2 protein-coding genes are annotated in these 1965 nt (G+C 66.7%); one reads left to right on the forward strand and one right to left on the reverse strand.

Translation table 11 applies throughout. The features are described 5' to 3' along the window. Nucleotides 1-220 precede the first annotated feature (220 nt). Nucleotides 221-967 carry a uroporphyrinogen-III synthase gene (locus tag MOV75_RS36225; RefSeq protein WP_246932177.1) on the reverse strand — a complete coding sequence of 249 codons (747 nt, stop codon included), beginning with the start codon at nt 965-967 and terminating at the stop codon, nt 221-223. A 152-nt stretch (nt 968-1119) separates the two neighbouring features. Here MOV75_RS36225 and tsaD point away from each other — a divergent pair. Continuing rightward, nucleotides 1120-1965: tRNA (adenosine(37)-N6)-threonylcarbamoyltransferase complex transferase subunit TsaD (gene tsaD, locus MOV75_RS36230; RefSeq protein WP_247007772.1), on the forward strand; the 846-nt coding region annotated here is incomplete at its 3' end.

A 1965-nucleotide genomic window follows, 5' to 3' on the forward strand; every position in this document is an offset into this window, starting at 1 on the left:
GGCGTGTTCCGGCGCCGGCGCGGCCCCAGGCTCGACCGCCGCCTCCTGCGGCTGGGTCGAAACTTCGGTGGCTTCGAGGTCGATGGTGGGCGGCGTGCGTTTGGCACGACCCGCGTCGGGCGCCAATCCTGCGTCTTCAGGCTTGTCGTCGGCCATCGTGACGGTTCCTCACACTTCCATACCAGGACGGACTCAATTACGTCGGTTTCGGCCCGACCTCTTACGCCAAACGGGTGCGCAAAGCACGCTCCAAGGTGGCGAATAAGGCATTTTCGTCCGGTGTCGCGGCGACCAGAACCTGCGACGCGCCGGCCTCGCGGAGCGCGCTCGCGACCGCCTCAGACAGGCAGCATTGCGGGATCGCCAGCGCCGAAATTTCGACGCCTTCGTCCCGCGCCGCATCCAGGAACGCGCGGGCGCTGCGCTTGGAATAATGCAGCACCGCCTCGACCCCATGCGCGGCAAAGCCCTCGCAGACCTCGCGCGGCAGATGCTTAACCGGCGTCATGCGATATGTCGTCCGCGTGACCACGGAAAAACCCTCCGCACCGAGCTCGCCGCCGAGGTCGCGCGACAAATCCGCGCCCGCGAGATACAGCAGCGTGTTCTTTTTCTTCAGCACCTTGTCGCGCGCACCCTGGATCACCTTGTCCCGCAAGGATGCGGCATCGCCGCCGGCGACGATCACCTCGGCAAAGCCGGCGTCGCGCGCCGCAGCAGCCGTATGCTCGCCGACCGCAAACAGCGGCAGCTCCAGCAGGCCAAGGTCCCGCAATTGTGGTGCGACGGCACGGATCGCGTTGGCCGATGTGACGAGGATGGCGCCGTAGGGTGCTTCACTTTCGTCGTGAAAGGCGACCGGCTCGAACTTGAGCGCCGGCGCGAGCAGCACCGCATGCCCCCGCGCGCGCAGACTTTCCGCCGTCGCCGCGTTGTCGGGATGCGGCCGTGTGACAAGAATGGACATCGCTGGTGTTCCCGAACCACTTGGCGGTGACGCATGACGAGGACGGCTTGCTTCGTGACGATTGCGCAATCTGGTCCCGGAATGCTACCGGACGTACCAGAACTCTGCTTTACGGATGAGCGCAAGGGCGCAAATTGGATAACAATCCGCCAATGCTGGTACTGGGCATCGAAACCACCTGCGACGAAACCGCCGCGGCGGTGATCGAGCGCGCGGACGACGGCAGCGGCAGGATCCTCTCCAACATCGTGCGGTCGCAGGTCGAGGAGCACGCCCGCTTCGGCGGGGTGGTGCCGGAGATTGCGGCCCGCGCCCATGTCGACCTGCTCGACGGCATTATCGACCGCGCCATGCGCGAGGCCGGCATCGGATTTGCCCAGCTCAATGGCGTCGCGGCCGCCGCGGGGCCGGGCCTGATCGGCGGCGTCATCGTCGGACTCACCACCGCGAAAGCGATCGCAATGGTGCACGACACGCCGCTGGTCGCGGTGAACCATCTGGAGGCGCATGCGCTGACGCCACGCCTCACCGACGGAATCGAGTTTCCCTATTGCTTGTTCCTCGCCTCCGGCGGCCACACCCAGATCGTCGCAGTCACCGGCGTCGGACAATATGTGCGGCTCGGCACCACCGTCGACGACGCGATCGGCGAGGCCTTCGACAAGGTCGCGAAGATGCTGGGCCTGCCCTATCCCGGCGGCCCACAGGTCGAGCGCGAGGCGGCAAGCGGCGATGCCACGCGCTTTGCGTTTCCGCGGCCGATGCAGGGACGCCCTGACGCCAATTTCTCGCTGTCGGGATTGAAGACGGCGGTGCGCAGCGAAGCGAGCCGGCTCGCTGAGATCACGCCGCAGGACATCAGCGATCTCTGCGCGAGTTTTCAGGCCGCCGTGCTCGATTCGACCGCCGATCGTTTGAGCGTCGGTCTCAGGCTTTTCCGCGAGCAGTTCGGCGCGCCCCGCGCCCTGGTCGCGGCCGGCGGTGTCTCCGCCAATCAG

Origin of the sequence: Bradyrhizobium sp. PRIMUS42 (assembly GCF_023006515.1) — a bacterium.
GTDB lineage: Bacteria > Pseudomonadota > Alphaproteobacteria > Rhizobiales > Xanthobacteraceae > Bradyrhizobium.